Origin of the sequence: Thermosynechococcus sp. PP555 (genome assembly GCF_031583225.1) — a bacterium.
Lineage (GTDB): Bacteria > Cyanobacteriota > Cyanobacteriia > Thermosynechococcales > Thermosynechococcaceae > Thermosynechococcus.
Genome location: NZ_CP134168.1, coordinates 435,957 through 461,486, shown reverse-complemented (window position 1 = coordinate 461,486; position 25,530 = coordinate 435,957). Strand labels below are relative to the sequence as shown.

Here is a 25,530-nt window from a genome sequence, read left to right as displayed (position 1 = left end):
AGATGTTGTCCCCCTAGGGGGGAGCGCTTTCGAGAAACTGGTTGAGGTCTTCCACGAGACGATTTAGCTCTGCCTCTGTCGTCAGGCGCATGCGATCATCTCGCACGGTCAATAGAACCTTGGCGGCATAGGGATTGGGCCAGATATTGGGATTACAAAACACTTCGAGGAAGACCTCGCCCACGTGCTGATATTCCATGGCCGCTTGGGGAGACAGGGGAGTACCGCTGGCTTTGGCATGGGCGATCGCCCGCATGCGTTCCATTAAAGTCTGAATCTCTTGCCGTAGGGCCTCTGCGGCTGTCCGAGAGAAGCGAAAACTCACCGAGCCTTCGACCAAGTTCACCCGCATCCGATAGTCATCCATAGGCTCTGGCTGCACACAACTGTTGTCATTTGCTGTCATTATAGGTGTCCGTTCACAAAGGACAGCCCTAGGGAGCCTCCTCCCCCTGCGGGGGATCTACGCCCTGACCCACCAGATATTCATAGCGCAGCAGTTCAAAACTCCGCTCACCGTAGCGATCGTGAATGTGTTCGCAGCAGCACTGAATGGCAAACTCGTCTAGCTCCTCAGGCGTAATCCCATACAAATCCTCAAAGACTTCTGGCGTGACGCGGCAAAAGCGGGGGCGATTCTCGTAGATGCGGCAGCGGCGGCTGAGGGGGTCAAAGTGAATACACCAGCCATCGGCACCAATGAGGGATTGGTAGAGGGCAAATTCCTCTGCATTGAGAATGGTGGGCACTTCTGAGCGATCGCGCAACTCAAGGTAACAACAGGCGCCACACCCCTGCATGCATTGCCATTTTCTCATCGGGATCATGTTGAAGATAAAGCGACCGTTTCTGTTGAGGTCAGTGCATCTGGGGGCACTTCCTCCAGCCAAATTTGATCGCCTCGCGGATCAACCCGACTCACCCGCACCAGTACCGATTCTCCCAACTTTGCCTGCCGTTGAAAGCGCATGGCCAGTTCTAGCCCCAAATCCTCCAGCAGTACTAGCCCCAGTCCCTCTTCCGGACGCAACCAACGCAGCACAATGCCCCGCCACACCTCTTCGCGATGCCGCCGCAAGTACTCTAGGCACCAATAACGATTGGTCTGCCGCTCCACCAAAGCGGACTCCTGAACCGAAGACATCAGTCCCAATAAAATTTCATTGAGTTGTTCTGGTGTCAGGGGCGGCCTTTCTCCCCGCAGGTGGGCTTTAATCTGACGGTGTGCCAGCAGATCCGTGTAGCGACGAATCGGGGAGGTCACTTGGCAGTAGGCATCAAGACCCAGACTGGCGTGGGGATTGGGTTGGGTACTCATTTCACTGCGGGGCATACAGCGACGAATGGCACAGTCCCGCACCATTCCAGCGGGCAGTTGCAACAATTCCTCCTCTGGGGGCAGTTCTGGCGGTGATTGACTGCGAAAGGGCAGAGGGATGCCCTCACGGGCGCCAAAATGGGCGGCTACTTCACCGGCAAGAATCATCATTTCTGCCACCAGTTGGCGGGCGGGGGAGTCATGGAGGGGCGAGATTTCCACCTCTTCACCAGCCACTTTAATGTTGGGTTCAGGGATATTAATGCGAATCGCTCCCCGTTGTTGTCGCCACTCACTACGCCGCTGTCCCCATTGGGCGATCGCCAGCAGATCCGCTTCCCCAGTCACCCCCTGCTCCAAAATCATGTCCACATCGTCATAGCTCAGGCGATAGGTGGGGCGAATCCAACTGGGGCAAATTTCGTACTCCAGCACTTCGCCGTTGTCGGCTAAAAGAATGCCAAAACTCAGCGCACAACAGGTTTGTCCCGCGACCAAGCTCATCGGTCCTGTGGCCAACTCCGTGGGAAACATGGGAATCATCCCCGTCGGTAGATAGACCGTTGTGGCGCGGCGGCGAGCCTCCTGATCCAAGACATCATCCACCATCACCCAGCGGGTGGGATCGGCAATGTGAATCCACAGCTTTTGGCGATCGCCCACGACTTCGAGGCTGAGGCCATCGTCAATTTCTTGGGTGCTTTCGTCGTCGATGGTATAGACCTTGAGATGGGTGAGATCGCGGCGCAGGGGAGCGTCAATATCTGTAGGGGGTGAGGTGAGGCGTTCATGGGCCACAGCAAGTACCTTGGCAGAGAATTCAACGTCAATTTGACTCCGGCGCAGGAACAGATTTTCGTGCTCTGACCAGAGGCCGAGATCCACCAACAGTTGGAAAGCGCCCAAGGGTTGGGTGGGACGCTGCAATTCACTGAGGAGGTCAATGGCTGCTTGGTGTTGGCCACTGGGTTCAATGGCTATAGCATAACGTTCTAACTGCTCAAGGCGTTTGCGATCGCTGGCAGACCACGCCACAGTTTCCCCCTTCAGGGCTTGGGTCAAATGTTCACGGAAGCTAACTTCCTCCGCCAAGCGTTGGGCTTCCCGCTCGCTTTGATGTTTGAGTTCTGCCACTTGGGCAGCCGGTCGAGGCTCGTAGGTTTCCCCCTTGAGCTTGAAGTAGAAACGATCCTCACTCAGGAGATAGTAGGCCGCATAGCAGGCCACCGCCGATCGCTCCGAAAAAAGCAGCTCCGCTAGATCCGCTGGCGTAATGGGGCGGTTTTCCTCGCGGATAATTTCCCAAGCCACTTCTAGACTGTCGGCATCCAAGAGCGGCTGCACCTGCTGCCAAAATGTGGGAATCTCTTGGGGACGAAACCGCTCCTCGGGCACCGTAAAGGTCAGTTGGCGCGGATGAATGGTGTGGGCTTGTAAATGCTGATCAATGGCAATCCAATGCTTTTTACCTTCGGGGCGATCGATCACCGCTAAGCGACGCTGGTTATTGACCCGAAATTCAATGAGGGTGCCTTTCTCCACGGCTGCCGTGCTGTACCATAACCTGACAATTATAAAGTTTATTGCCTCTGACTGAGCAGCAGGGGATAACCACAGTAGCGTTCTAACAGCACAATGGCGACAATATCATCAATGGGTCGGGGGGGCAGGCGCAACCCCTTGGGAATCAGCCGCTGCCAACCCTGGGGCGGAAAAAGTTGCCAATAGCGATCGCGGGCATCTAGGGTACTATTGCGCTCATCCACTGGAATAATTTCTACAGCCAAAGCCGCTTGCAATTGTTGCTGCCACTGGCGGGAGGTGGTTTGATTGCCCATAATCACCTGTTCAAATGGATAGGCTTGATGCCACTCTTGGACACGGGCGATCGCGCGATCGCTGGCCACCACTTCATAGCGCACCACTTCTTGACCAAGGGCAAGGGCTAACCCACACTTGTCCCGCCCTGGATCAAACCCCAATAAATACTTAGTGCGACCCATTTGCGTCATTTGCTAGAGTGGAAAGGTTATCGAATTGGGAGCGATCGCTCTGTGAGCCTACCCGCTGCGACCATCCGTCGTCTGTTGAATGTACCGCAAGTTGCCGCCATTTGGGTCGGTGGCGGCCGCAGGCTGGACAGCGAGAACGACGAGGTCTTTTGTGCGGCTTGGCTCGATCCCAAGGATCAGGGGGTACGCAGCATGGAGGTGGGTCAGTTTCCACCCACCCCAGAGCAACTGATGCGGCTGTTGGTGCAGGCGATCGAATATCCCCGCCATCCCCAAGCTCAGCCCTGCCGTCCCCACACCATCATCGTTGATGACCGCGAGTTGCAATTTTTTCTGCGCGGTGTGGTGGCTCCCCTCGATATTCAGGTGGAGTATCAAGCCCACATTCCCCTGCTGGCTGAATTTTTTGAATTCATTGCGGCGGAACTCACCAGTGATGATGAAGATATCGAGGTGCTCCCCCCTGAATATGTTTCTCTGTACAAACAGAAAATCAGGGAATTTGCTCAACTGGACATCTGGCGGCGCCTAGACAGTCTTACCCCCCTTAAACTCCACTGCGACGCTTGGGACTCTCCCACCCTCTTTGCGGTACTGGTGAACCCCCAAGGGGCAAACCGTGACTTTGGTCTAATGCTCTACCGCGGGGAGGAGGCACTACGCAACTTTTGGCAGCAGATTGATCAAGAATATCCCTACATTGACGAAGACGATGATGAGCGCTTAGAGGAAACGGTTCTGCGCAACGATTGTCTCTTCTTGAATTTTTCCGAGGTTGACGAAGGGGATTTAGGCAATGATCTCTCTTTTGTCCTCAAGGGGCATCTTTACACCATTGAACCGGGTGTCATCCATCCTTTGGAGGGAATGCGACCCTTTTACGCCCCTGAAGAAGCGGAAATGGTCTATGTGGCAATCGAGGCTCTGATCAAATTCTGGAAAAAGACCAAGAAACAGTTTGAGAAGGAGGAGTGCCCTGAACTAGACCTGAGGTTCAAGATTCCTTCACCCCGCCATTCTGCCCTTAGTTATCAGGTGCACGTGGCAACAGTGCCAGAGATGATGGCAGAAATCAATGGTGACCCTGAGGAGAGCGAATCACAGCACCAGATTCCCATTGATACGGAAGCAATTCCGGGGGAAGCCTATATCCTCTTTAAGTTGTTTCCGCCGAAAGAGCTACAGGAATTACAAGCAGCCGTCTCTTACCATCAACGGGGGGAGATTCCCGAGGCGTTTGAGGGCTATCCCGTGTTGACGATTCAAACCAAAAAAGCCGCAGCGGAGACGCTCGCCGCCAAAATTGCTGAGGAGGGCGGCATTCACCATCTAACGGTCTTTCCCCTCTCAGGTCCCGAGCAAATAGTCATGCTCCTTGCCCAAACCAATGCCAACCATCTTTGGCTTTTGGATACCTTTGACCCCGAAAGTGGTTCGCTGCTCCTCGATTGGATCAAGGAGGTCAATGACCTTGAGGGCGCCTGTGGCCTTGCTGTGGCCTATGGCATGACGGGCAAAACGCGGATGCAGCCAACCCTCAAGCAAATCGTGGGACTTTTTGAAACGTCTCTGGTTTTTAGTTTCGTGGACACCCAACGTCCACCGACCCCTCAGCCCATTGAGATTTCTAAACGCTAGAGAACGGTGAAGTCCCTACGGATTCTACTGCTTCAGGCACGGGGCGATCGCACTACGCAGCAGGAGGAATTGGCAGAATTTATCCGCTTGAGCGGTTTGGCCGCCGAGCAATTTACAGTGCTCAATGGCTTTGAGTGTGCTGACTTTACCCCCGACTGTATTCAAGGCTTTGATGCCCTTTTTATCGGTGGCTCCAGTGATGCCACAGTGCTCAAGCCAGAGATCTATCGCTTTGTACCGCCGGCAATGGACTTAATTTTGGCCTGTATTGAGCAGGAGATCCCCGTGTTGGCCTCCTGCTTTGGCTTTCAATTGGCAGTGCAGGCCTTGGGAGGGCAAGTGATTGTGGATCGCGAGGCCATGGAAATGGGCACCTACCCTTTGTATCTCACCCCAGCAGGGGTTGCGGATCCATTGTTTGCTGGCTTTCCCAATCCCTTTTTGGCCATTTCCGGACATCAGGAACGCGCCTTGACCCTGCCAGCGGGAGCGACCTTACTGGCCTACAGTGAGTTGTGTCCCTACCATGCCTTTCGCTTGGAGGGCAAGCCCTTTTATGGCTTTCAGTTTCATCCCGAGGTGGACGATCGCGACCTGATTGCCCGCATTAGCCGTTATTGCGATCGCTATCAATTGGGCACTGCCGAACTGGAAAAACTCAAGCAAACAGCCCGTCCTACCCCCTACGCCAATCAGTTGATCCGCCGCTTTGTTGAGGTGGTGCTGGGCTATATTCCCAGTTGTGCTTGAATCTCTGCTAGTTGCTCCTCTAGGGTGGTGGCTTGCAGCCAATGGATGCCGGGTTCTGCCCGAAACCACGTCCGCTGCCGTTTGGCAAATTGTTGGGTGTGCTGTACCGTGAGGGCAATCGCCGCCTCAAGGGTGAGTTCTCCCCGCAGATATTGGCGCATCTCGCGATAGCCCAGTGTATCTAATAGGGGCAGTTCATCACCGTACTGCGCTTGCAGTTGCCGAATTTCATCGAGCCATCCCATGGCCAGCATTTGCTGGGTGCGTTCTTCAATCCGTGCCCGCTGCTGTTGGCGATCGCCCCCTGGCAGGGCAAAGTACCAAATCGGGTAGGGAGGCGGTTCGCGCCGCTGCTGCTGGCTGAGGGGTACCCCCGTTACGTAATAGACTTCCAAAGCCCGCAGGGTACGCACGTGATCGTGGGCATGGATGCGTTGCGCCGCCACAGGATCCACCTGCTGAAGCCATTGATAGCATTCCTGCTGACCCAGCGCCATCAACTGTGCCCGTAGATGTGGTTGCGGTGGGACTTGGGGCATTGTTAGCCCTTGGGTAATACTGCGGATGTACAATCCTGTCCCCCCCACCAAGAGGGGTGTGATTCCTTGGGCGTGGTAGTGGGCAATGAGGGCTTGGGCTTTGGCTTGGTAAATCGCTAGGGTCAAAGTATCGCGGGGGTCACATATATCAATGAGGTGGTGAGGCACCTGCTGTTGCTGGGCGGGGGTGGGCTTGGCGGTGCCAATATCAAAGCCGCGATAGACTTGGCGGGAGTCGGCACTCAAAATCACGCTATTCAATTGCTGCGCGAGGGCGATCGCCAGTGCCGTTTTGCCGGTGGCCGTTGCCCCCCCAATAACAATTAGCCCTGCATCCCCCACTCAAATACAGCCTGAAAATTTCCTAGAATCGCCTATAACCCTTATGTGCTAAAATTTAGGTCAGATTTGACATTTAGGCAAGTGAAGACGCATTTGCCTCGATTCTATAGCAGTTAGGGAGTTGCCATGACCGCCGAGTATTCCTCTGCCCAGTTGCGGGTACTCAAAGGCCTTGAACCCGTGCGGACACGACCGGGGATGTACATCGGCAGCACTGGCCCCAAGGGACTCCACCACTTGGTTTATGAAGTCGTGGACAACTCCGTTGATGAAGCCTTAGCGGGATACTGTTCCACCATTCTAGTTCAGATCAATGCTGATGGCTCCGTCACGGTCACCGACAATGGGCGCGGGATTCCAACGGATATTCACCCCGATACCGGCGTCTCTGGGGTTGAGACGGTGATGACGGTGCTCCACGCCGGGGGCAAGTTTGGCGATGGTGGCTACAAAGTCTCAGGGGGGTTGCACGGTGTGGGTGTCTCTGTGGTCAACGCCCTCTCGGAATGGTTAGAAGTGACGGTGTGGCGCAATGGTTTTGTCCATCATCAGCGCTATGAACGGGGGGTTCCCATTACTCCCCTCGAAAAGACCCCCGATAGTGAGGAACGGCGGGGTACCTCAGTGACCTTCTTTCCTGATCGCCAGATTTTCACAGAAACGATTGAATTTGACGCCAAGGTGCTGATGACACGGCTGCGGGAACTGGCCTATCTCAATGCCGGCATTCGTATTGATTTCAAGGATTTGCGCGTTACGCCCCCCTTGAGTGAAACCTACTGCTATGAAGGCGGTATCCGTGAATATGTTCGCTACATGGTGCAGGAAAAGGAACCCCTTCACCCAGAGATCATCTACATTCAGGGGGAAAAAAACGATGTGCAGGTGGAAGCAGCCCTACAGTGGTGTGCCGATGCCTACAGTGAAAACCTGCTAGGCTTTGCCAATAATATCCGCACCATTGATGGCGGTACCCACATGGAGGGGCTAAAGGCAGTCCTGACGCGAACCCTCAATGCCCTTGGCCGCAAGCGCAATAAACTCAAGGAGGGGGACGCCAATTTGGCGGGGGAAAACATTCGTGAAGGCCTCACCGCCATTATTTCAGTAAAGGTGCCCAACCCTGAATTTGAAGGGCAGACAAAAACCAAACTCGGCAATACCGAAGTACGCGGCATTGTGGATGCCATTGTGGGCGAAGCCCTAACGGAATACCTTGACTTTCATCCGACCGTCACCGACACGATCTTGGAAAAAGCCATCCAAGCCTTTAATGCGGCTGAAGCGGCGCGGCGGGCACGGGAAATGGTACGGCGCAAGTCGGTGCTGGAGTCTTCAACGCTGCCGGGGAAATTGGCGGATTGCAGTTCACGGGATCCCGCTGTCTCGGAAATTTTCATTGTCGAAGGTGATTCTGCGGGTGGCTGCTTTGCTGGTGATACAAAGGTGGCTCTCGCCGATGGCCGTTGCCTCAGTTTTGTGGAGTTAATGGCAGAACAAGCGGCAGGCAAGGAGCATTTTGGCTACACAGTTCGCCACGATGGCACGATTGGTATTGAGCGACTGGTCAACGTCCGCAAAACTAAAACAAATGCTGAAGTCATTAAGCTCACCCTTGACAACGGCGAGGTGATTACCTGCACCCCCGATCACCGTTTCATGCTCCGCAATGGTGAGTATAAAGAGGCACAGGCGTTAACTCCCGATGATTCCCTAATGCCACTTTATCGAAAAGCATCTAGCAGCGCTGATTCGGGAATTACGATCGATGGCTACGAAAGGGTTTGGGATCCTCGATCAAATTCTTGGCTGTTTACCCACATGCTTGCAGATTGGTATAACCGCTGGCAAGAAAAATACGCCTTAGAAAGTGGTGAGCATTGTCATCATGTTGACTTCAACAAGCGAAACAATAATCCCACGAATCTGATTCGTCTGTCTGCTGATGCACATCTTGAACTTCATCGCCAGCACATTGATAAAACCTTAGATCATCCTGAAGTTAAGGAGAAGTGCCGTCAGAAGCGGAAAGAAGCACTATCAAAGACCTACTTTGACAAGACAATTAAAGCCCTAAAGAAAATTGAGTTAGAACAAGGTAATATTGATTTAGAGTCTTATCGCGAATATCGTTGCCAAATACGTGATAAGTCGCTCCTACACTTTGAAACTTTCTGTAATCGGTACTTTGATGGCGATTCAAATCGTGCCTTAGAAGCAATCAAAAACTATAACCATCGCATTGTCTCAATTGAGGTTATGGGTGAAAAGATTGATGTTTACGATTTAGAAGTGCCGGGAACCCATAACTTTGCGCTGGCCAGTGGCGTTTTTGTTCACAACAGTGCCAAACAAGGGCGCGATCGCCGCTTCCAAGCAATTTTGCCGCTGCGGGGCAAGATTCTCAACATTGAAAAAACGGATGATGCCAAAATCTACAAGAACAATGAGGTGCAGTCCTTAATTACTGCCCTTGGTCTGGGCGTGAAGGGAGAGGAGTTTGATCCTGCCAAGTTGCGCTATCACCGCATCATTATTATGAGTGTGGCCGGGGATGAACCCACCCTTGTTATGAATGCCTACGGCCATGTGGAATTGGTCAAAATTGGCGAGTTTATTGATCAGTGCATTGAGGGGCAACGGATTGCTGAGCACTATCAGGTGATGTCCTTTGATCCCAAGACGGGTCAGACTCGCTTTCAACCCCTGAAGGCAGTGATTCGCCATTCCCATGAAGAGCCAATGTATGCAATTCAAACCCGCTACCATCGCTCCATTAAGGTGACGGCCTCCCACAGTGTCTATGTTTATGAAGACGGTCAGATCAAGTTGAAAAAAGGAAATGAGATTCAAGTGGGCGATCGCCTCGTTGGCAGTCGTCGTTTACCGCGTCCCCCAATTGTTGAGCGCATTGATTTGCTGCACTTGTTTTACCAAGCGGGTCTCACGGAGGGGCTGTATCTCAAGGGGGAAGGTGTCAAAGCCCTGTGTGGCCAACAACTGCTAGCACGGGTTGAGTGCTCCTCGGAGGGGCAAGAACCGCGTGTTGCCTATGATCCCCAGCTGTGGGAACCCCTACGGCAAGCGCGTCAAGTCCAAGGGCTAAGTCAACAGGCCGTTGCTGCCCAAGTCGGGGTCAAACAGGCCATCACTATTTCCCAATGGGAACGGGGTCAAACCACGCCCACACTGAAGCACTTCCTCAATTATCTAGAGGCCATTCAGTGGCATCAGCCACTCCAATACCAAACGTTACCGTCGCGGCTTGAGAGGATGCAGCATCAAAGTGACGACAGCAAAAATGCCCCCTACCGCCAAATCAGCGGTTATCAGCCCCTCGATAGCTTTACCCTTGCGGAACTAGAGTGCCTCACTGGGGAGGTGCAACTCGTGCCCCATGCCCACCATGACAAAGCTTTTGGCCGATATTTAGAGGTCAATCGGGAGTTATTGTGGTTTTTAGGCTGGTATGTAGCCGAGGGAAGCCTGAGTCAACATCAAGTTAGCCTCAGCTTGGGGCGAAAAGACCAGCCCTTTATCCCTGAACTCTGCCGTATCATTGAAACCCTCTTTGGCGAGTCTCCTCACTGCGATGCTGACCCTGAAAGTCAAGGACAAAAACTCTACTTCCACAGTGTCTTGGCAGCCTGCTTACTCAAAGCCTTGGGGGTGGGGGGCAAAGCCCACGAGAAGTGCCTGCCCTCCTTGGTGTGGCGGGTGCCACTAGAGCTACAATTGGCCTTTTTGGAGGGGTATTTCCTCGGCGATGGGGCGATCGCCCGCAGCCACATCTCTATGACCACCACTTCTCCTACCCTCAAAGATGGCCTCCTCTACCTGTTTGGTCAGTTGGGCTGGGTAGCAAGCTGGACAACGCTAAAACCAGAAGCCGTTGCCAATTCACGGGTACCAACCCGCCATGAAGTGCATTGCCTCACCCTGAGCGGCAAGCCCCAACTGGAAGCGGCGCTGCCCATTTGGCAGCGTCATCCCCACAGTGAATCCCTGAAGGCCTATCTGGCTTTGCCCCACCACAAGCCACTGGCTTTTACCCCTATTAGTGAAGACTTAATGGCACTAGAGGTGACGCAAGTTGCGGAAATTCCACCCGTGGGTGAGTATGTCTATGACTTCTCAGTGGAGGGGGATGAAAACTTTATTTGTGGTGTCGGTGGGTTGTGTGCCCACAATACAGACGCTGATGTGGATGGTTCCCACATTCGCACCTTGTTGCTGACCTTTTTCTATCGCTATCAGCAGGAATTGATTAACCAAGGCTTTGTCTATATTGCCTGCCCACCCCTGTATAAGGTCGAACGCGGGCGACAGCACTTCTATTGCTATAGCGATCGCGAGCTGCAGCAGCAGATTGCCGCCTTCCCGGAAAATGCCAACTACACGATCCAGCGCTTTAAGGGTCTCGGGGAAATGATGCCGCAGCAGTTGTGGGAAACGACGATGAACCCAGAGACGCGCATTCTCAAACGGGTGGAAATTGAAGATGCTGCTGAGGCCGATCGCATTTTCACCATCCTCATGGGCGATCGCGTGGCACCTCGTCGCGAATTTATCGAGACCTATGGCCCACAGTTGGCCCTAGAAAACCTCGATATCTAAAGCCAGCCCCCAGAGTAGATGTGCTATAGTAGCTCTAGTTTGGCTGCGACGTTGGTGACTGCCAATATTGTTTTGTGATCTACAATTGCAAAACATTTGGGAATCAACACTGTGGGCGGCAGTAGACTGGCCATTGAGCCAGAAACTTCTAAGTCTACGGTTAGCATTCCCCCCTAGGCTTTACTAGGTCATAAACTGAGGTAAAACGGCGTCGCGGTTAGACTTTTCCTAACCATGAACCATCGCTACATTCTCCTGTATAAGCCCTATCGAGTGCTTTGTCAGTTTCAAGATCAAGAGGGGCGATCGACCCTCAAGGATTATGTTCCCATTCCCGATGTTTATCCCGCAGGGCGATTGGACTATGACAGCGAGGGGCTGGTTCTTCTCACCAACGATGGTTGGTTGCAGCACCGCTTGACGGATCCGCGCTATGGCCATCCGCGTACCTACTGGGTACAGGTAGAAGGTGAACCCAACCCCGCAGCTCTGACGCAGTTGGCCGAAGGCGTTGTCATCCAAGGCTGTCGCACGCGACCTGCGGTTGTCCAGGTACTGGCACAGGAACCCCCTTTACCCCCTAGGGAACCACCCATTCGTTATCGTCGTTCTATTCCTACCCACTGGCTAAGTCTAACGTTGCGGGAAGGTCGCAATCGCCAAGTCCGCCGCATGACGGCTGCGGTAGGGTTACCCACGCTGCGCTTGGTACGCGTGGCGATCGCCAATCTGCAATTGAGTGGCCTTGCCCCCGGAGAATGGCGCGAGGTTCTGCCCCAAGAACGGCAAGCCCTTTGGCAAGCCTGTGGTCGGCGACCGCCTCGACTTGCTTAGCACTTAGCATTCCTTAATAACCGAGGGCGTCTATATTAAGATGAGGTAACACTTGTTATTTTTGACTGCACTGCATTCACGAGGTCGTCCCATGGGACAGCCGTTTCTCAGCAAAGTTGGTCGTCCATGGCTGATCGGGGGGGCGATCGCCATCGGATTAGGCAGCTTGGCATTCAGTTTGAACTATTGGCAGCAACGTCAACGGGTCAATGAAGAACAGACAATTCAGGCAGCCCTTGCTAATCCCATGAGCGATCGCATTACCGCCTTGGGTCGATTGGAACCCGAAGGGGAAGTTGTGGCCGTCAGTGCTCCCTCAATGACCGAACGGCTAGGACAGTTGTTAGTGCGCGAGGGCGATCGCGTGGTCGCCGGTCAACCCCTTGCCTATTTAGATACCTATCCGGAGCGCAAAGCCGAACGCGATTTGGCGGTCAGTCAGTTGCAGGAAGCCCGCTTACGCTATGAGGCCGAAACCCGCCTCGCCCTTGCTCAAATTGCCGAAGCCGAGCGGCGGCGCGATCGCGCCAATGAACCGGCCATTGCCGCCATTCAAGCCCAGCAGGCCACGATTCAACGCATTCAAGCGGAATTAGAGACCGCCAACCGCGAGTACCAGCGTTTTGCCCAACTTTTTGCCAATGGGGCAGTGTCGCAACAGGATCTCGACGATCGCACAGTTCGCGTTCGGAGCTTACAGGAAGAATTACGCAACGCCCAAGCCAACCTTGTTCGCCTACAGGAGGAACGGCGTACGGAACTTGCCACCGCCACTGCTCAGATCGAAGCCGCCCAAGCCAATCTGGGACGGGTACAAACCCAAGTGCAGCTCCTCTCAGCAGAGCGCAATCTGCAACTGGCAGAAGCCCGCCTTGAGCGCACCATTATTCGCGCCCCCCGCAATGGTCGGGTGCTGCGGATTCACACCAGAGCCGGCGAAACCATCAACGAACGCGGGATTCTCGAACTGGGCAACACCGATCAAATGTATGCCGTTGCTGAAGTCTATGAAACCGATGTTCCTCGTGTGCGGGTGGGTCAGCCCGCGGAAATTCGCAGTCGTGCCTTGAAGGCCCCCATTACCGGCCGCGTGGCGCAAGTGGGTTTGGTGGTGGCCAAGAATGACGTGACTGATACGGATCCAGCCGCAAAAACCGATGCGCGGGTTGTGGAAGTGAAAATTCGCCTTGACAACAGTGAGCCGGTGGCGGGTTTAACAAATATGCAAGTGGAAATTGCCATTGATCCGCGCTGAGGTTCAAGGATGATTTTTGCAATTCCCTTAGCTTGGCTACAACTGATTCGAGAGCGCATTCGGCTCTTGGTGGCGATCGCGGGCATTGCCTTTGCAGTGGTGCTGATGCTGATGCAGTTTGGCTTTCGCGATGCCCTCTTTAAGGCGGCAGTGCGCTTCCACGAGAGCTTAAACACCGATATTGTCCTCATTAGTCCCCAATCCACGGCGCTGATTGCCATGCGCAGCTTCCCGCGGCGGCGACTCTACCAAGCAGCGGGCTTTGAAGGGGTCGAGTCGGTTTCTCCCCTCTACCTGAGTTTTGGTCTCTGGCGCAATCCCATTAACAAAAGTACTCGCCAACTGATGGTGATTGGCGTCGATCCGCTGGCGGTGTCCATTGCCGTATCCGATACCCCCCACTGGCAAGATGCGATTAAGCTAGCGGACCATGTTCTTTTTGATGCCCAATCCCGCGCTGAGTTTGGCCCGATTCCTGAGCTATACCGCCAGGGGGAAGAGGTCACGACCGAAGTCTCTGGCCGCAAAATCACCGTGGCAGGCTTGTTTCGCATGGGAGCCAACTTTGGTGCCGATGGTAATTTGCTCACGAGTGATTTGAACTTTTTGCGCCTTTTCCCCGAACGTCATCCGGGGCTAATCGATGTGGGTTTAGTACGGGTGCAGCCGGGGGTGAATACGAAAGCATTGGCACGGCGGATGAATGCTTCCCTCGGCAATGATGTACTGGTGATGACCCGTGAGGAGTTTGCTGAGTTTGAGCGCAGTTATTGGGAAAAGAGTACCTCCATTGGCTTTATTTTCTCCCTTGGTGCCCTGATGGGATTTATCGTTGGCTCGGTGATTGTCTATCAAATTCTCTACACCGATGTCACGGATCACTTGGCGGAGTATGCCACCCTCAAGGCCATGGGCTACCGCGATATCTTCTTCTATGGCGTGGTCATGCAGGAGTCTTTGATTCTCTCCTGTATCGGCTATGTTCCAGGCTTTATCGTGTCATTTTTACTCTACATCCTGATTGCCAGAGCCACGTCACTGCCAGTGTGGATGACCGTAGAGCGCGCCAGTTTGGTCTTTACCCTCACAGTGCTGATGTGTACCCTTTCGGGGGCGATCGCCATGCGGCGGATCCAAGCGGCTGATCCTGCCGATATTTTCTAGGAGAGTGTTATGGAGCCAGTGATCCACATTCAAGGCCTCAATCACTACTTTGGTCAGGGGCAACTGCGCAAGCAAATTCTCTTTGATCTCTGCGCTCGCATTGAGGCGGGTGAAATTGTGATCATGACGGGGCCTTCGGGGTCAGGGAAAACCACACTGTTAACCCTGATCGGTGCCTTGCGATCGGCACAAGAGGGCAGTCTGCGGGTTCTGGGTCAGGAGCTACGCAATGCCACAAAAGAGCAGCAGATTCAAATTCGGCGGCAAACGGGCTACATCTTCCAAGGACACAATCTGCTCCATGCCTTGACGGCTCGCCAAAATGTGCAAATGGCGCTGGATTTGCAACCCCACCTCAGTCCACAGGAAGTTCGAGAGCGGGTGGAAGCCATGCTCTGTGCCGTTGGCCTTGGAGAGCGCCTTGACTACTATCCCCATGAACTTTCGGGGGGGCAAAAGCAACGGGTGGCGATTGCCCGCGCTCTCGTGGGACATCCCAAAATTGTCCTTGCCGATGAACCGACGGCTGCCCTCGATAAAAAATCCGGTCGCGATGTGGTGGAAATTATGCGTACCCTTGCCCGCGAACAGGGCTGCACCATTTTAATTGTGACCCACGATAACCGTATTCTTGATGTCGCCGATCGCATTATTCACATGGAAGATGGCCGCCTCTCAGAAACCACAATTGGCCTTTCCGCCTAGCCTAGAATAGAGGCAAGCAGTGCAGGGCAAATCCGCTGATCATGTTTGCAGCTCCGCAGGGGACAGTGCCAATGTTGGAGAGTGGCGATCGCCTCAGTCGCGAGGCCTTTGAGCGCCTATATGCCCAATGTCCCCATATTAAAAAAGCTGAACTCATTAACGGAGTCGTGTACGTGGCCTCCCCTGTGCGGGTGAATTCCCACAGCCGTCCCCACAGTCTCGTCATGGGCTGGTTGATGGCCTTTGAAGTGGCAACAGCCAACGTCATGGTGCTCGATAATGCCACCGTCCGCTTAGATGCCCAAACAGTGGTGCAACCCGATGCCCTGTTGCGCCTTGTCAATGGCACCTCCTGTATCAGCGGGGATGATTATCTTGAAGGGGCGCCTGAACTCATTGTCGAAATTGCCAGTAGCAGTGCCGCCTACGATCTCCACGACAAACTAGAGGTTTATTGTCGCTGTGGGGTTCAGGAATACTTGGTCTGGGTGGTACCGGAGCAGGATTTTCACTGGTATCTCAGGGAAGGAACAAGCTACCGCCGTCAAGCGCCCGATGACCACGGCATTTTTCGCAGTGGGCACTTCTCTGGATTGTGGCTACACTGGCCAGCCCTGAGAGACGGTCATTTAACGCTTGTTTTGGAAACCCTGCACACAGGATTGAAGTTGCAGCAAACCCCATAACTATTAGTGAACTGTCGCTTAACTGTAAGAACTCTGTGCTATGGTCATAGGTAGCGGCTTGCAAGCGCGGCAGTGGCACTTGTCAACTCTTCTCGTTTCCAACAGCTTCATCTTGCCAGAGGTCTCCGGCGGCAGTGTTTGCCGTAAGCGGAGCTTTTGGTGTGCTTGACAGGGCAACGCCTCTTCATTTAAGATGCAAGATCCGCGTTTTAGCGATACCCTCTAGAGGATATACATGGCTAGTAATCAGATTTACACGCCACCCGCTTTTACCTTGCCAGACCTTGTCGAGATTCAGCGGGCCAGCTTCCGATGGTTTCTGGAAGAAGGACTCATTGAAGAGCTAGAGAGTTTCTCCCCCATTACTGATTATACCGGCAAAATTGAGTTGCACTTTTTGGCCAAGGACTACCGACTCAAGGAGCCGAAGTATAGCGTCGATGAGGCCAAGCGGCGGGATGCCACCTACTCAATGCAAATGTATGTCCCGACTCGCCTCATTAACAAAGAAAACGGCAATATCATTGACCAAGATGTGTTCATCGGCGATCTGCCCCTGATGACCGATCGCGGCACGTTTATTATCAATGGTGCAGAGCGCGTCATTGTCAACCAGATTGTCCGCAGTCCTGGTGTTTACTACAAATCAGAAACCGACAAAAATGGTCGCCGTACCTACAATGCCAGCCTGATTCCTAACCGAGGGGCTTGGCTGAAGTTTGAAACCGACAAGAATGATTTGCTGTGGGTGCGCATTGACAAAACCCGCAAGCTTTCAGCCCATGTTCTCCTCAAGGCCTTGGGGTTAACCGATAGCGAAATTCTAGAGCGGCTGCGTCACCCCGAGTACTACCAAAAAACTGTTGAAAAAGAAGGCAAATTCTCCGAAGAAGACGCCCTCATTGAATTGTACAAAAAACTACGCCCAGGGGAGCCGCCCACGGTTTCAGGGGGACAACAGCTTCTGGAGTCGCGCTTCTTTGATCCCAAACGCTATGACCTTGGCCGGGTGGGTCGCTATAAGCTCAACCGCAAGTTGCAGCTGAATATTCCCGACTCGGTACGCATCCTCACCCCAGAAGATATTCTTGCGGCCATTGATTATCTAATTAACCTCGAGTTTGATCTGGGCACGATTGATGACATTGATCACCTAGGCAACCGCCGCGTCCGTTCTGTGGGTGAATTGCTGCAAAACCAAGTGCGCGTTGGCCTTAATCGCCTAGAGCGGATTATCCGCGAGCGGATGACGGTGTCTGACACGGATTCTTTGACGCCCACTTCGCTGGTGAATCCGAAGCCATTGGTGGCGGCCATTAAGGAATTCTTTGGCTCTAGCCAGCTTTCCCAATTCATGGATCAAACCAACCCCCTCGCGGAACTCACCCATAAACGGCGCTTGAGTGCCCTAGGCCCTGGGGGGCTCACCCGTGAGCGGGCGGGCTTTGCGGTGCGGGATATTCACCCGAGTCACTATGGTCGCATTTGCCCCATTGAAACTCCTGAAGGTCCCAACGCTGGGTTGATTGGTTCCTTGGCCACCCATGCCCGCGTCAATGAATATGGCTTTATTGAGACGCCTTTCTATCCGGTGAAAGATGGTCGCGTCCTGAGGGATCAGCCGCCTATCTACATGACCGCTGACGAAGAAGATGATAAGCGGGTAGCACCGGGGGATGTGCCCACCGATGAAAACGGCTACATCCTTGGGGATGTGGTGCCGGTACGCTATCGTCAAGATTTCACCACCACCACCCCCGATCAGGTGGACTACGTGGCAGTTTCGCCAGTACAGATTATCTCTGTGGCCACCTCGCTGATTCCCTTCCTAGAGCACGATGACGCCAACCGTGCCCTCATGGGATCCAACATGCAGCGGCAGGCAGTCCCCCTGTTGCGACCGCACCGTCCCTTAGTGGGTACAGGTCTAGAGGCTCAGGCAGCACGGGACTCTGGGATGGTGATTCTCAGCCAGACCAATGGTGTGGTCACCTATGTGGATGCCAATCAAATTCGCGTCAAAACCGATAACGGCCCTGAGATGACCTACACGCTGCAAAAGTACCAGCGCTCCAACCAAGATACTTGCTTGAATCAACGACCGATTGTCTTTGTCGGCGATCGCGTGCAGGCAGGACAGGTGATTGCTGATGGCTCCGCCACTGAGGGGGGCGAACTAGCCCTTGGCCAAAACATCCTTGTGGCCTATATGCCTTGGGAAGGCTACAACTACGAAGACGCCATCCTGATCAGCGAGCGGCTAGTTCAAGAGGATGTCTATACCTCCATCCACATTGAGAAGTACGAGATCGAGGCGCGGCAAACCAAACTTGGACCAGAGGAAATTACCCGCGAAGTGCCCAACGTGTCCGAGGATGCCTTGCGACAGTTAGATGAAAACGGCATTATCCGCATCGGTGCCTTTGTCGAGGCGGGCGATATTCTCGTTGGTAAAGTCACCCCCAAAGGGGAATCGGATCAGCCCCCCGAAGAAAAACTTCTGCGTGCCATCTTTGGTGAAAAAGCGCGGGATGTGCGGGATAACTCCCTGCGGGTGCCCAATGGTGAAAAAGGTCGCGTTGTCGATGTGCGCGTCTTTACCCGTGAGCAGGGAGATGAACTACCCCCCGGTGCCAATATGGTGGTGCGGGTCTATGTGGCCCAGAAGCGCAAAATTCAGGTGGGGGACAAAATGGCCGGCCGCCACGGCAATAAGGGGATTATTTCCCGCATTCTCCCGGTGGAGGATATGCCCTTCCTGCCCGATGGTCGCCCCGTGGATATTGTCCTCAATCCCTTGGGGGTGCCTTCACGGATGAATGTGGGGCAAGTCTATGAGTGTTTGCTGGGCTGGGCTGGGGAGTGCCTTGGTCGTCGGTTCAAAATTACTCCCTTTGATGAAATGCACGGCAAGGAAAAATCCCGCGAAACCGTCCATGCCAAGCTACAAGAGGCCAAAGAAGTCACGGGTCAAGATTGGGTCTTTAATCCTGAGGATCCGGGCAAAATGGTCGTCTATGATGGCCGCACCGGTGAACCCTTTGACCGGCCAGTGACGGTGGGGATGGCCTATATGCTGAAGCTCGTGCACTTGGTGGACGATAAGATCCACGCCCGCTCCACAGGGCCTTACTCTTTGGTTACTCAACAGCCCCTCGGTGGTAAAGCCCAGCAAGGGGGTCAGCGCTTTGGCGAAATGGAGGTGTGGGCATTGGAGGCCTATGGTGCCGCCTATATTCTCCAAGAGTTGCTGACGGTCAAGTCCGATGATATGCAAGGACGCAATGAAGCCCTCAATGCCATTGTTAAAGGGCAATCCATTCCCCGACCGGGCACGCCAGAGTCCTTCAAGGTGCTGATGCGGGAGCTGCAATCCCTGTGCTTGGATATTTCCGTGCGCAAGGCCAGTATTCCCAGCTTTGATGACGATGGCGAAATGAAACCTGACCCCGAGGTGGATTTGATGGTGGATGTCAGCCCTCGCCGTACCCCGGCACGACCCACAATTGACTACAGTGCCCTCGACGACACGGACGACAAAGAAGGGGCAACGACATTCTAAACACTTAGAACTGAGTCAGCTTGTTTGGGGGGCGATCGCCCCCTTGATCCATTCACCGCCAAAGGATTTGTGAGTTTATGCCCAGAATCGAGCAACGCTTTGATTATGTAAAAGTGTCTCTCGCGTCACCGGAGCGCATCATCCAATGGGGGCAGCGCACGCTCCCCAACGGTCAAGTGGTGGGCGAGGTGACTAAACCAGAAACCATTAACTATCGCACCCTCAAGCCGGAGATGGACGGCCTCTTCTGCGAGCGGATTTTTGGTCCTGCTAAGGATTGGGAGTGCCACTGCGGTAAATACAAGCGGGTGCGCCATCGTGGCATTGTCTGCGAACGTTGTGGCGTTGAAGTCACCGAATCGCGGGTGCGCCGCCATCGCATGGGCTACATTAAGTTGGCTGCCCCAGTGACCCATGTCTGGTATCTGAAGGGGATTCCCAGCTACATGGCGATCCTGCTGGATATGCCCCTGCGGGATGTAGAGCAAATTGTCTATTTCAACTCCTATGTAGTGCTAGATCCGGGCAATCACCCCGGTCTCAGCTACAAGCAGCTCCTAAGCGAAGATCAGTGGCAGGAAATTGAAGAAGAGATCTACAGCGAAGACTCGGAGCTAGAGGGTATTGAGGTGGGTATTGGGGCTGAAGCCATTCAACGCCTGCTTCAGGCTTTAGATCTGCAAGGGGAGGCCGACCAACTGCGGCAGGAAATCCTCAACTCCAAGGGGCAAAAACGCGCCAAGCTGATCAAACGGCTGCGGGTCATTGACAACTTCATTGCCACTGGAGCAAAGCCGGAGTGGATGGTTTTGACGGTCATTCCCGTGATTCCACCGGATCTGCGGCCAATGGTGCAGTTAGATGGCGGGCGTTTTGCCACCTCTGACCTTAATGACCTGTACCGCCGCGTCATTAACCGCAACAACCGCCTTGCCCGCCTGCAAGAGATTCTCGCCCCCGAGATTATTGTGCGGAATGAGAAGCGCATGCTTCAAGAGGCGGTGGATGCCCTGATTGATAATGGTCGTCGCGGTCGTACGGTAGTGGGCGCCAATAACCGTCCCCTGAAGTCCCTTTCCGACATTATTGAGGGGAAACAGGGTCGCTTCCGCCAAAACCTGCTGGGGAAACGGGTGGACTACTCCGGTCGTTCGGTGATTGTGGTGGGGCCAAAACTGCAAATGCACCAGTGCGGCCTGCCTCGGGAAATGGCCATTGAACTCTTCCAGCCCTTTGTGATTCACCGCTTGATTCGCCAACAAATTGTCAACAACATTAAGGCAGCAAAGCGGATGATCCAGCGCAATGACCCCCAAATTTGGGATGTGCTGGAGGAGGTGATTGAGGGTCACCCCGTGCTGCTCAACCGGGCGCCGACCCTCCACCGTTTGGGGATTCAGGCCTTTGAGCCGATTCTGGTGGAAGGGCGTGCCATTCAACTGCACCCCTTGGTGTGTCCTGCCTTCAACGCGGACTTTGACGGTGACCAAATGGCGGTGCACGTGCCCCTCTCGATTGAGGCTCAAGCGGAGGCGCGGATGCTGATGCTAGCCTCAAATAATATTCTGTCGCCGGCCACGGGCAAGCCGATTATTACTCCCAGCCAAGACATGGTTTTGGGTTGCTATTACTTGACGGCAGAAAATCCGAAGCTGCCAGATTATAGCGATCGCTACTATGCCAACTTCCAAGACGTGGTCATGGCCTACGAACAGGGACACTTGCCGCTCCATGCCTTTGTCTGGGTGCGCTACGACGGTGAGGTGGACGATGGTGATACCAGTGAACCTCAGATTACGACCTATGAAGATGGTTCCCGTTTACTGGAGTATTCCCTGCGGCGGGTCAAGGAGGATGCTAACGGTCAACTGATTTCCCAATACATCCGCACCACCCCCGGTCGCATCATCTACAACCAAACGATTCAAGAAGCCCTAGCCAGTTAATTTGGGAGACCCCAACACCATGACTGAGAAAAAGCCTGTTTTCTTTAACCGCATCATTGACAAAAAAGGCTTGCGGAACCTAATTGCTTGGTCGTTTAGTAACTTTGGCACCGCCCGCACAGCGGAAATGGCCGACAAAGTCAAAGACCTTGGCTTTCGCTATGCCACCCGCGCCGGCGTCTCCATCAGTGTTGATGACCTGCTCGTGCCCCCGAAAAAACAGGAACTCCTCGAAGCTGCTGAAAAGGAAATTAAAACCGCTCAAGAGCGCTACTCGCGGGGTGAAATTACGGAGGTAGAACGCTTCCAGAAGGTGATTGACACTTGGAACACCACCAACGAAGAACTGAAAAACGAGGTGGTGCGGCACTTCCGTAATACTGATGTCCTCAACTCCGTGTATATGATGGCCTTCTCGGGGGCACGGGGGAACCTCTCGCAGGTGCGCCAGTTGGTGGGAATGCGGGGGTTAATGGCCAATCCCCAAGGGGAAATCATTGACCTGCCGATTAAAACCAACTTCCGCGAAGGGCTGACGGTGACGGAGTACATTATCTCCTCCTACGGTGCGCGTAAAGGACTGGTGGATACAGCACTGCGGACGGCGGACTCCGGTTACCTGACCCGGCGCTTGGTGGATGTCTCTCAAGATGTGATTATCCGCGAAGAGGATTGTGAAACGGAGCGGGGCATTACGCTGCGCAGTATGACGGTGGGGGATAAGGTACTGGCGCTAGAGGATCGGCTTTTGGGTCGAGTGGTGCTCAATGATGTCTGCCATCCGGAAACGGGCGAAGTGCTGGTGGCCAAAAATCAAGCCATCTCTGCTGATCTAGCGAAGAAAATTGTTGATGCGGGTATCGAAGAAGTAGTGGTGCGATCGCCTCTTACCTGCGAGGCCACTGGCTCTGTGTGTCGTCTCTGCTACGGCTGGAGCCTTGCCCATGCCCAACTGGTGGATATGGGGGAAGCGGTGGGAATTATTGCGGCTCAATCCATTGGTGAACCTGGTACACAGTTGACCATGCGCACATTCCACACCGGTGGGGTGTTTACGGGGGAAGTGGCTCGCCAAGAACGCGCTCCCTTTGCTGGCACGGTGGAGTACGGCAAGAAATTACGGGTACGTCCCTACCGCACTCGTCACGGGGATGATGCCTTTATTGTCGAAACCGCTGGCAAGCTTGTGATCAAAGGTGGTCAGCAAAGCCAAGAATTTGACCTCTCCCAAGGGTCAATTGTGCTAGTGGCAGAGGGTGAAACCGTTGCAGCGGGTCAATTGTTGGCGGAAGTGGCGCAGGCCTCCCGCAGTGTCCGCAAGTCCACGGAGAAAGTGACCAAGGATGTGGCCTCGGATTTGGCGGGTCAAGTGAAGTTCGTCAACCTCGAAGCAGAGGAGAAGCGCGATCGCCAAGGCACCACAACGCGCATTGCCCCCAAAGGTGGCTTGATTTGGGTACTGTCTGGGGAAGTCTATAACCTGCCCCCCGGTGCGGAGCCAGTGGTGAAAAATGGCGATCGCATTGAAGCCGGAGCCGTGCTGGCAGAAACTACGGTGAAAACCGAGCATGGCGGTGTCGTGCGTCTCCCTGAGCAACAGGACAGCAAAGGCGGTCGCGAGGTGGAAATTATTACTGCCTCGGTGATGCTCGATAAAGCCAAGGTGCTCAAAGAAACCCAGCAGGGACGCGAGCATTACATTATTGAAACCGCCACTGGTCAGCGCTTCTCCTTGAAAGCTGCCCCCGGTACGAAAGTTGCCAATGGTCAAGTGGTGGCCGAACTCATTGACGATCGCTACCACACCACGACTGGCGGTATCCTCAAATATGCCGACATTGAAGTGGCCAAAAAAGGCAAAGCCAAGCAGGGCTACGAAGTCCTCAAGGGGGGGACGCTCCTGTGGATTCCCGAAGAAACCCATGAGGTCAATAAAGACATCTCGCTGCTCATGGTCGAGGACAACCAATACGTCGAAGCAGGGACGGAGGTTGTCAAGGACATCTTCTGTCAAAACAGCGGTGTCGTCGAAGTCATCCAGAAAAACGACATCCTGCGGGAAATTATTATCAAGCCCGGCGAACTGCACCTTGTGGATGATCCGGAAGCCGCGCGGCTGAAGCATGGTGTGTTGGCGCGTCCGGGTGAAGAGGTACTCCCCGGCCTTGTGGTCGAAACCCTCTCGCAAGTGGATTATCTGGAGGACACTCCCGAAGGACCAGCGATTCTGCTGCGCCCCGTTCAAGAATTTAGCGTGCCTGATGAGCCATCGGTACCCAGCCAAGACTCCAGTGATAGCTCAGGACAGTCCATTCGCCTGCGGGCTGTGCAGCGGTTGCCCTACAAACACGATGAGCGAGTTAAGTCCGTTGATGGCGTTGATCTGCTGCGGACACAGTTAGTCCTTGAAATTGGCAGCGAAGCCCCCCAACTGGCTGCTGACATTGAAATTGTGACGGATGAGGTGGATCCAGAAGCCCAGCGCCTCCAACTGGTGATTCTGGAATCCTTGGTGATTCGCCGTGACATTGCTGCCGATCAAACCCAAGGCAGTACGTTTACTTCCCTCTTGGTCAAGGATGGCGATCACATTGGCCCCGGTGCCGTGATTGCCCGCACGGACATCAAAGCCAAGCAGGCAGGTGAAGTGCAGGGGATCTTGCGCAGTGGGGAATCGGTTCGCCGTATTCTGGTCGTTACTGAGAGCGATCGCCTGCGGATCGAGACCAACGGGGCTAAACCCACGGTCAAAGTTGGCGATCTCGTGCGTCCCGGCGATGAACTGGCCAAGGGGGTGACTGCCCCAGAAACAGCAGCGGTCATGGCGGTGGCCGATGAGCACGTGATCCTGCGCTTAGCTCGTCCCTACCTTGTCTCGCCGGGGGCAGTGCTGCAAATTGAGGACGGTGACCTTGTGCAGCGCGGGGATAACCTCGCCCTGTTGGTGTTTGAGCGGGCGAAAACGGGGGACATTATTCAGGGGTTACCTCGGATTGAAGAACTCCTTGAAGCGCGCCATCCCAAGGAAAAATGCGTGCTGGCTGTGCGCCCCGGCACCTGTCAAGTCACCTACAACAGTGATGACAGCGTAGATATCAAAGTCATTGAAGAGGATGGCACGATTCAGGAATACCCTGTCCTGCCGGGTCAAAACCCCTTGGTGGTGGATGGTCAAAAGGTCAATCTCGCTGACCCCCTCACCGATGGCCCTGTGGATCCCCACGACATCCTCTCCATTTACTTTGAGTACTACAAACCCCAAGGGTTGCTCAAAGCCGCCCAAATTAGCCTTGAGAAGGTGCAATCCTTCTTGGTCAATGAGGTGCAGTCGGTGTATCTCACCCAAGGGATTGAGATTGCCGATAAACACATTGAGGTGGTCGTCCGCCAGATGACCTCGAAAGTACGGATTGATGATGCCGGCGATACAATCGTTCTCTCTGGGGAACTCATGAGTCTGCGCCAAGCGGAGCAAGCCAACGAACCCATGGCACTCACCGGTGGTGCACCTGCCCAATATACCCCTGTCCTCTTGGGGATTACCAAGGCTTCGCTGAATACCGATAGCTTTATTTCAGCCGCCAGTTTCCAAGAGACAACACGGGTACTCACGGAAGCAGCCATTGAAGGCAAGTCCGATTGGCTGCGGGGACTCAAGGAAAACGTCATCATTGGCCGTCTCATCCCAGCGGGCACCGGCTTCAACAGCTACGAGGAAAGTAGCAACGGCGACGAAGAGTGGGAAGAGGGTGAAGATCGCTTGGGTCAAACCCACGTTATCAGCCCTGAACCCGAACCCCCCTCAATGACGGTCAATGTGACCGCTGACCTCGGTGAGGATGTCCTCATTGACGATGAAACGGCGCCCCACGTGATTGAAAAAATCACTGGACGGACTCGCGATTTTGAATTCGCCAGTAGTGATGCTGACGATGAAGAGGACGAACTCCTAGACGAGGACGATGACTATGGGGAGGAAGAGGAGGATGACGCCTTTTAACTAAAACTCCCTTGACTAAAGAAGGCTACGGTAAAGGTGAGCACCTAATCTAGGAGCAAGCGATGGGTGCACTTGCCGTAGCTTTTTTTGGTCTCAGGTCGCAGATCATGCCCAACACCGCCGAACGTTTTGGCAGGGATGCGAGAAACCTGTGCCATACCT

General features: G+C 54.2%; 16 protein-coding genes, 1 other RNA gene and 1 pseudogene. 13 read left to right on the top strand and 5 right to left on the bottom strand.

Annotated features, from left to right (window positions below; translation table 11 throughout):
• Nucleotides 1–13: 13 nt before the first annotated feature.
• The 4 genes from RHH27_RS02125 to RHH27_RS02110 all read right to left on the bottom strand — a co-directional run bounded on the left by RHH27_RS02125 (nt 14) and on the right by RHH27_RS02110 (nt 3,330).
• Nucleotides 14–367, bottom strand: a complete 354-nt coding sequence (locus RHH27_RS02125) for a hypothetical protein (RefSeq protein ID WP_206200869.1) — start codon at nt 365–367, stop codon at nt 14–16.
• Between the two features lie 67 nt (nt 368–434).
• The gene (locus tag RHH27_RS02120; RefSeq protein ID WP_302678721.1) at nt 435–818 is read right to left on the bottom strand and encodes a YkgJ family cysteine cluster protein; all 384 of its coding nucleotides are present in this window, start codon (nt 816–818) and stop codon (nt 435–437) included.
• Between the two features lie 5 nt (nt 819–823).
• Nucleotides 824–2,860, bottom strand: coding sequence for a ribonuclease catalytic domain-containing protein (locus RHH27_RS02115; protein ID WP_302678720.1), 2,037 nt, complete (start codon nt 2,858–2,860; stop codon nt 824–826).
• A gap of 38 nt (nt 2,861–2,898) precedes the next feature.
• Nucleotides 2,899–3,330, bottom strand: a complete 432-nt coding sequence (locus RHH27_RS02110) for a resolvase (RefSeq protein WP_302678719.1) — start codon at nt 3,328–3,330, stop codon at nt 2,899–2,901.
• Between the two features lie 42 nt (nt 3,331–3,372).
• Between RHH27_RS02110 and RHH27_RS02105 the strand changes: the two genes are divergently transcribed.
• Together RHH27_RS02105 and RHH27_RS02100 are read left to right on the top strand one after the other, a co-directional pair.
• A complete protein-coding gene (locus RHH27_RS02105) occupies nt 3,373–4,968 on the top strand; it encodes a DUF6930 domain-containing protein (protein WP_302678718.1) in 1,596 nt (531 codons plus the stop codon).
• Between the two features lie 6 nt (nt 4,969–4,974).
• Complete coding sequence (locus RHH27_RS02100) at nt 4,975–5,718, top strand: type 1 glutamine amidotransferase (protein WP_206200864.1); 744 nt, start codon at nt 4,975–4,977, stop codon at nt 5,716–5,718.
• On the opposite strand, the gene miaA is transcribed toward RHH27_RS02100, so the two are convergent.
• The gene (miaA, locus tag RHH27_RS02095) at nt 5,697–6,599 is read right to left on the bottom strand and encodes a tRNA (adenosine(37)-N6)-dimethylallyltransferase MiaA (protein WP_302677184.1); all 903 of its coding nucleotides are present in this window, start codon (nt 6,597–6,599) and stop codon (nt 5,697–5,699) included. The two genes, RHH27_RS02100 and miaA, sit on opposite strands and share 22 nt — an antisense overlap.
• 126 nt (nt 6,600–6,725) lie before the next feature.
• On the opposite strand from miaA, the pseudogene RHH27_RS13365 reads away from it, so the two are divergent.
• The 11 genes and pseudogenes from RHH27_RS13365 to RHH27_RS02045 form a co-directional block, all read left to right on the top strand.
• Nucleotides 6,726–7,844: pseudogene (locus RHH27_RS13365) on the top strand (ATP-binding protein); the annotation flags it as partial.
• Between the two features lie 60 nt (nt 7,845–7,904).
• Nucleotides 7,905–11,216: a helix-turn-helix domain-containing protein gene (locus tag RHH27_RS13360; RefSeq protein WP_399373358.1), complete on the top strand. Its 3,312-nt coding sequence runs from the start codon at nt 7,905–7,907 to the stop codon at nt 11,214–11,216.
• A 37-nt stretch (nt 11,217–11,253) separates the two neighbouring features.
• A non-coding RNA gene (gene ssrS / locus RHH27_RS02085) (6S RNA) lies at nt 11,254–11,440 on the top strand.
• Between the two features lie 10 nt (nt 11,441–11,450).
• Nucleotides 11,451–12,050 (top strand): pseudouridine synthase, encoded by a 600-nt coding sequence (locus tag RHH27_RS02080; RefSeq protein ID WP_302678716.1) that lies wholly within the window; start codon nt 11,451–11,453, stop codon nt 12,048–12,050.
• 91 nt (nt 12,051–12,141) lie between these two features.
• Nucleotides 12,142–13,305: an ABC exporter membrane fusion protein gene (locus RHH27_RS02075; protein ID WP_206200860.1), complete on the top strand. Its 1,164-nt coding sequence runs from the start codon at nt 12,142–12,144 to the stop codon at nt 13,303–13,305.
• A 9-nt stretch (nt 13,306–13,314) separates the two neighbouring features.
• The gene (gene devC / locus RHH27_RS02070; protein ID WP_206200859.1) at nt 13,315–14,469 is read left to right on the top strand and encodes an ABC transporter permease DevC; all 1,155 of its coding nucleotides are present in this window, start codon (nt 13,315–13,317) and stop codon (nt 14,467–14,469) included.
• Nucleotides 14,470–14,478: 9 nt separating this feature from the next.
• The gene (locus RHH27_RS02065; protein WP_206200858.1) at nt 14,479–15,174 is read left to right on the top strand and encodes a DevA family ABC transporter ATP-binding protein; all 696 of its coding nucleotides are present in this window, start codon (nt 14,479–14,481) and stop codon (nt 15,172–15,174) included.
• 41 nt (nt 15,175–15,215) lie between these two features.
• Entirely contained in the window at nt 15,216–15,860 is a 645-nt protein-coding gene (locus RHH27_RS02060; RefSeq protein ID WP_302678715.1) for a Uma2 family endonuclease, read from the top strand.
• 235 nt (nt 15,861–16,095) lie between these two features.
• The gene (gene rpoB / locus RHH27_RS02055; RefSeq protein WP_302677177.1) at nt 16,096–19,422 is read left to right on the top strand and encodes a DNA-directed RNA polymerase subunit beta; all 3,327 of its coding nucleotides are present in this window, start codon (nt 16,096–16,098) and stop codon (nt 19,420–19,422) included.
• A 77-nt stretch (nt 19,423–19,499) separates the two neighbouring features.
• The gene (locus tag RHH27_RS02050) at nt 19,500–21,368 is read left to right on the top strand and encodes a DNA-directed RNA polymerase subunit gamma (protein ID WP_302678714.1); all 1,869 of its coding nucleotides are present in this window, start codon (nt 19,500–19,502) and stop codon (nt 21,366–21,368) included.
• A 19-nt stretch (nt 21,369–21,387) separates the two neighbouring features.
• The gene (locus tag RHH27_RS02045) at nt 21,388–25,368 is read left to right on the top strand and encodes a DNA-directed RNA polymerase subunit beta'' (RefSeq protein ID WP_302678713.1); all 3,981 of its coding nucleotides are present in this window, start codon (nt 21,388–21,390) and stop codon (nt 25,366–25,368) included.
• The last annotated feature ends 162 nt before the right edge of the window (nt 25,369–25,530 follow it).